Source organism: Huijunlia imazamoxiresistens (assembly GCF_037132455.1).
Taxonomy (GTDB): Bacteria; Bacteroidota; Bacteroidia; order Chitinophagales; family Chitinophagaceae; genus Flavisolibacter; species Flavisolibacter imazamoxiresistens.
In genome coordinates this window covers 1-5,687 of sequence record NZ_JBBBEI010000063.1, presented here as the reverse complement: position 1 = coordinate 5,687, position 5,687 = coordinate 1, and the positions used below count along the sequence as shown (strand labels likewise).

Here is a 5,687-nt window from a genome sequence, read left to right as displayed (position 1 = left end):
CCCTCACCGTAAAGAACAACCGCCTCTATTTGTTTGGCGGGCCGCAAAGATACAAGCCCATCCATTACAAGCCAAGCTTTTCTTTTCCTTCTTAACATTTTCTTGCAGTTGCCAGCAATCAATTCCTTTATCTGGAAATTACCGGATTCGTCAACAGGCCTATTATTTCAACCACGTCACACCCTGCTATTCTGTTTCCTTCCATAAAACAACCTTTTGTCGCTACGCTAATTCTTGCCTGATGATAAACCCTTAGGCGACTGTAACTTTACAGACATTGGGTTTCTTTATTGAGCAGTAAAAAGGCCGGAGGAAATTACTTCGCAGTGTAGCCCTTTTTCGAGTCTTCCCGCCGGAGCCGTTCTGCCAAAAGTACGGTAGCAATGCCCAGGGTATAAGCCAGGAGGTCGAGCCATTCGAATCCATAACCAATTACGGTCTTTGCAATCTTATTTCCCGAAAGCCCCAGGCGCTCCACGAGGTGATAGTACTGCAATACTTCCACGCAATAAGCGAACAGCAATACGCCGATAGCCACTTTCAGGGCGGATGCGTTTAGAAATGTCCGGACAGCACAATAGATCAGGATGACGACCAGGTAATCGCCCACATAGGGCCGGATGAAATGGTCCCGCACAAATAAAGCGATCAACACTTCCACTACAAAAAGTACTGCAGCAAGGAAAAAGAAACGAAGGTTAAAGGTCATCATATTATGAGATCCCTGCAATAGTAAGCACCTTTCTCCAAAACCATCCGGATCAGCCGCCATTCTTAATGGCCTTTAACACCAGAAATATAATACCGATAGTATAAAAATATCCCCGTGCATTTTATTATTTTTACCACTTCAGTAATATATTTCCGATGAATCAAGAAGTGTTAGGAAAATTGGTCCGGCAACGACGGGAAGAGCTGGGACTGCAGCAGCAGGACCTGGCCGAGATGGGCGGGCTGACCGCTAAAACCCTTTACCTGGTGGAAAGCGGCCGGGGCAACCCCTCGCTGCAAACCCTGCTGCGGCTCCTCGAAGTGCTGGGCCTGGAACTTTCGGTTCACCTCAGAAAAACCGGATCATGAAAGGTGCCGCTGTCTTCTATAACGATTTGCCGGCCGGGGTGCTGCGGCAAGTGGCCGGGGGCTACTGCTTTCGCTACGAGGATACGTATTTTGCCGATGCTTCCTGCCCGCCGATCAGCCTGACCCTGCCCAAGACACAGCAGTTCCATACCTCTCCCGTCCTGTTCCCCTTTTTCTTCGGCCTTCTGGCGGAAGGCACCAACAAAGAGCTGCAATGCCGCCTGCTGCACCTGGACGAAGCGGATGACTTCAGCCGCCTCCTGCTCACTGCCACGGAAGATACCATTGGCGCCGTTACCCTCAAACCCCTGGATCCATGAACTGCCCCGGTTGTTATAAGGAAACCGGGGCGGGCTTCTGCCCCCGCTGCCGCCGCGAGCTTTTTGACGGAGCCCCAGTGCCGCCCACCCTCTCCTTCGAGGCCCCCAAGGCCGGGAACCTGGCTTTTTTCGAGCCCCACCTCCGCCGGCTGTCCCTGTCCGGGGTGCAGCTGAAGTTCTCCCTGCGGCGCGAACAGGCGACACTGCTGCTGACCGAAAAGGGCGGGGAATACATCCTGAAACCGGTACCCCCCACTCAGCTGTATGCCGCAATTGGGGAGGCGCCCGAAAACGAGCACCTGACGATGCAGATCGCCCGGCAGGTCTTTGGCATGCCTACGGCGGCCAATGCCCTGATCCATTTTGCCGACGGGGCACCGGCTTACCTGGCCCGGCGCTTTGATCGCCGGGCGGATGGCTCCAAATACCTTCAGGAGGATTTTGCCCAGATCAGCGGGAAGTCGCGGAGCACCCACGGTGAGCACTACAAATACGAAGGTTCCTATGAAGACGTCGGCCGGCTGATCCAACGCTACGTGGCGGCCTATATGCCGGCGCTGGAGGCTTTTTTCCGGCTGGTCGTATTCAACTACGTCATTTCCAATGGCGATGCCCACCTGAAGAATTTTTCCCTCTACCGCCTGGAGACCGGCGAGTACCGGCTAACCCCGGCTTATGACCTCATGAGCACCGTCCTGCATACCGGCCAGGAGTCGGATACAGCCCTCGACCTGTATGCCGGGGACATCGATTCCGAATTTTACAGCCGCCACGGCTATTATGGAGCGCCTCACTTCCTGGAGCTGGCGCGGCGATTAGGCATGGCGCCCCAAAGGGCGAAGCGCATCCTTTCGATCTATCCCGCCCGGCAGCCCCAGGTGAAAGTACTGGTAGGCCGCTCTTTCCTGTCGGCAGCTACCCAACAGGCCTACCTGGCCAACTTTTCGGAAAAACTCCGGCGCCTGCAGCGGCACCTGTAAACGGAAATGTAAACTTTCGGCCCCATCAGCTATCGGGTGAATTCTCTGGGTCTGCCGGTAAGCTTACCATTCTGCCCTATTCGGCCGGCAGCAGCACCTTAAAGATGGCGCCTTCACCGGGGCTGCCTTCCGCCCAGATTTTACCAAAATGGTTCCCGACCACTTTTTTGCAAAGCGCCAGCCCAATGCCCGTACCGGAATAGGCCTCCTTGCTGTGCAGCCGCTGAAAGATATCGAAGATCTTTTCGGCGGACTCCTGGGAAAAGCCGATACCATTATCGGCAACGGTAATGAGGTAGGAAGGTTTGTCGCCCTCCGCCTGAAGCCCGGAAGCGGCCGGCCCCTGACAGCTGATGATGACCAGGGGCGGCCGGCCAGGCGTTGAAAATTTAAGGGCATTGGCTAGTAGGTTGTAAAACAGCTGGTGCATTTGATGCGGTACCGCTTTCAGAACAGGAAGCTTGCCGGAAAGGATCCGGGCGCCCTTGGCAGCGATCACCCCTTCCAGGTCGGTTTGAACGGCCGTAAGGATCTCCCCGAGGTCGGTGGCAACGAAGGCCTCCTCTTTGTCCAGGCTGGCAAAATCCAGCACATCCCTCAATACCTCGCTCATCCGGAAGGCACTGGCCAATATTTTATCCAGTCGGGATCGTAACGGTTCGGAAAGACTGTCCTCGCCCTGGCCCGTCACCATATCGCCGAACAACAGGATTTTGCGCAACGGTTCCTGCAGGTCGTGGTGGGAGATGTAGGCAAACTGCTGCAGCTCTTTGTTTTTCCGCTCCAGTTCCTCTGTCCGTTCCCGCACCCGCTGTTCCAGCGTTTCTTCCGAGGCCTTCTGGTGCTCGATATTGGTGGAGGTGCCAAACCATTTCAGAATAGAGCCCTTTTCGTCTTTAAGAGGTATGGCCTGGGTAAGGAACCATCGGTACACGCCGTCCTTACCGCGCAGCCGGTGTACGACCGTATGCTGGGAAGCGATCCCGGTCAGGGCCCTTCTCCAGGCCTGCTCAGTAGCAGCTGCATCCTCAGGATGTACCAGGTTGGCCCACCCATCGCCGGTAAGTTCCTGCATGGACAGGCCTGTATAATCCCGGCAAACCTTGTTAAAAAAGTCGGCAAACCCATTCGCCTGTGCGGACCACATCAGGTGGGGCATGACGTCCATCACGAACTGCAATTCTCGGTTGTGTTCTTCCACCTTCATCTTTGCTACCACCTGGTCCGTTACATCGCTGGCCACCACTACCACTCCGGATATGGAGCCATTGCCCTCACGGAAGGCTTCATAAAGCATGTTGATGTAAACTGTTTGCAGGCACCCGTTTCGCGGCAAGATAACGGGGCGGCCATAAGCACTATACGTCTCCCCGGTGGTATACACGCCGGTCAACAGTTCTTCCAAGCCCTGGTTTCTTGCTTCCGGCCTTGCTTCAAAGATGGGTTTGTGCAATAATTCTTCAGGTCCCCTTCCCCAGAGCTCGTAGAGTCGGTCGTTGGCTAGTTCCAAAATAAAGGAAGGCCCCTTGACGATGCCCATGGCCACCGGCGCCTGCAAAATGATATTGCGGAGGTTGTTTTCACTTTGTGCGATGGCTTCCCCTGCTTTTTTGCGCTCGGTGATATCGGAAAACAGCAAAGCTACATTCTGCTGTTCCTTCCCGATGCGGAAAGCGGATACTTCAAACCAGCGCCCCATGGCCTGGGACTCCTGCTCAAAACGAATGGGGTTGCCCGTCCGGGCAACGGCTCCATAGAGTTCAAACCAATGATCTTCCAGGTTGGGCACCAGTTCGAGAGCGGTTTTTCCAATGACGTCTTTGAGACCTGTTTGTTGTTCAAAGAGTGGGTTGGTTTCCAGAAAACGATAATCCACCGGTTTGCCGGCGGCATCGAAGATGAGTTTGATGAGGCAAAACCCCTGGTCCATGGAGAGGGATATGCCCCGGTATTTTTCCTCGCTTTCTCCCAGTTTCCGGTTGCTTGCCTGCTGGGCCTCCTGCAGTTGTACCGTATCGGTAATGTCTTCGACGGCGTGGATGATGTAGCGGACTGACCCGGCCTCATCGAGCACGGGGATATTCCGGGGCCGCCATACCCGGAGTTCAAATTTTCCGGTAGCCGGATTGCAGATATCATAGCGTTGATCCGCCATGCGGTGTTCTTTTTTGTGCTCCAGGACGAAGTGCAGGGAAGTCAGCAGGTTTTTCACGCCCGTGGCGTCGGCATTAGCGGGATCATCGGTATTGGTCTCAAAGAGGGGGCGGCCGAGGGCGGTTTCCCGGTCCAGAAAAGTAGCTTTGAGGTAGGGATCGGAGGCGGCGACAATGGTATAGCGGGGCGGATCGGGCAAAAGAATCAGGTATGCCCCGGGAAGGGCATTCAAAACAGCCAGGGCATCGAGGGAGGGCAGCACCGTTTTATAATTTAACAGGAAAAAGCCTAAAGAACCACGTAAAAATTGCCCAAAAACCACACCAAAGCGGATGAGGTCTCAAACGATAAAAGCTTTACCAACTTTGAAGGGGCGAGAGGCCCTACCCATGAATGGCCAAAGGCTTTGCAGAAGGGAAAATAGTTGGACCTAGCTCATTCCTAATGGCAGCAAACCGCTGTGGGGAAAGCGTAGTTGGGCGTAGCCCAACCATGTTGGTAGCACATGGCCAGATAGGTGCGGTTGTTAGGCATAGCCCTTTCCTGTTGGTAGAAAACGTTTGGACTGGAACGAGTTGGGCATAGCCCAACCCTGTTGGTAGCAAACAACTGGGCAGAAAAATGGTTGGGCAGCGCCCAACCCTATACAGCCAGGACCGTTCGAACCGGTAAAGCGCCCCCTCTCCCACCCATGGTTTGAAACCATCTGTTACGGGCCTTCCCATCTGGAGCTCTCCTGCATGCACAGGCATGGGCGCTGCTCATGATTTTCTCTCCATGCACGTTTTCTACCAATCTCGCCTGAGGCGTGCGCTTCCCAAGAAGGCAATACCAGCAAAGCTGCGTTCCGCTAGGAACGCCTGGTGGGTAGAAAGGGTTCTGGTTGAGGATCTCCGTTCCGTTAGGAACGGGTGGTAGGTTGCAAATACCAGCCGTTCCTAACGGAACGGAGGTCTTCGGCGGTTGGGTTCTACCCACCAGTTGTGCCCAAAGGCACAAAGAGTTCAGCAAAGTTGGGCTTAACGCCAAAAAGGCCCTAAACGACAAAAGCCTCTTCCGAAGAAAAGGCTTTTGTGTGAATAAATATGGCAGCTACCTACTCTCCCGCAACTAAATGCAGTACCATCGGCCAGAAGGGGCTTAACTTCTCTGT

Annotated in this window: 6 protein-coding genes; 4 read left to right on the top strand and 2 right to left on the bottom strand. The window is 54.5% G+C overall.

Going from position 1 to position 5,687, the window contains the following annotated elements:
- A partial coding sequence (locus V9K67_RS26690) for a hypothetical protein (RefSeq protein ID WP_336728131.1) occupies positions 1-256 on the top strand: 256 nt, incomplete at its 5' end.
- Positions 257-316: 60 nt separating this feature from the next.
- Here the strand turns inward: V9K67_RS26690 and V9K67_RS26685 are convergent.
- Positions 317-712 carry a ribosomal maturation YjgA family protein gene (locus tag V9K67_RS26685; RefSeq protein ID WP_336728129.1) on the bottom strand — a complete coding sequence of 132 codons (396 nt, stop codon included), beginning with the start codon at positions 710-712 and terminating at the stop codon, positions 317-319.
- A 155-nt stretch (positions 713-867) separates the two neighbouring features.
- Here V9K67_RS26685 and V9K67_RS26680 point away from each other — a divergent pair, with 155 nt between their 5' ends.
- Genes V9K67_RS26680 through V9K67_RS26670 form a run of 3 tightly spaced genes read left to right on the top strand, consistent with a single transcriptional unit; the run spans position 868 to position 2,380 of the window.
- On the top strand, positions 868-1,080 hold the full coding sequence (locus V9K67_RS26680) for a helix-turn-helix transcriptional regulator (RefSeq protein WP_336728127.1): 213 nt from the start codon (positions 868-870) through the stop codon (positions 1,078-1,080).
- Positions 1,077-1,400, top strand: coding sequence for a HipA N-terminal domain-containing protein (locus V9K67_RS26675; protein ID WP_336728126.1), 324 nt, complete (start codon positions 1,077-1,079; stop codon positions 1,398-1,400). The genes V9K67_RS26680 and V9K67_RS26675 overlap by 4 nt, the downstream gene beginning before the upstream one ends.
- Positions 1,397-2,380, top strand: a complete 984-nt coding sequence (locus V9K67_RS26670; RefSeq protein ID WP_336728125.1) for a HipA domain-containing protein — start codon at positions 1,397-1,399, stop codon at positions 2,378-2,380. The genes V9K67_RS26675 and V9K67_RS26670 overlap by 4 nt, the downstream gene beginning before the upstream one ends.
- Positions 2,381-2,456: 76 nt before the next feature.
- On the opposite strand, the gene V9K67_RS26665 is transcribed toward V9K67_RS26670, so the two are convergent.
- Entirely contained in the window at positions 2,457-4,796 is a 2,340-nt protein-coding gene (locus tag V9K67_RS26665; protein ID WP_336728123.1) for a PAS domain-containing sensor histidine kinase, read from the bottom strand.
- Positions 4,797-5,687: the final 891 nt, after the last annotated feature.

Bases quoted from the DNA above. Each gene is read 5' to 3' on its own strand.
- V9K67_RS26685 (WP_336728129.1), bottom strand. From the start codon at position 712: ATGATGACCTTTAACCTTCGTTTCTTTTTCCTTGCTGCAGTACTTTTT.
- V9K67_RS26680 (WP_336728127.1), top strand. From the start codon at position 868: ATGAATCAAGAAGTGTTAGGAAAATTGGTCCGGCAACGACGGGAAGAG.
- V9K67_RS26675 (WP_336728126.1), top strand. From the start codon at position 1,077: ATGAAAGGTGCCGCTGTCTTCTATAACGATTTGCCGGCCGGGGTGCTG.
- V9K67_RS26670 (WP_336728125.1), top strand. From the start codon at position 1,397: ATGAACTGCCCCGGTTGTTATAAGGAAACCGGGGCGGGCTTCTGCCCC.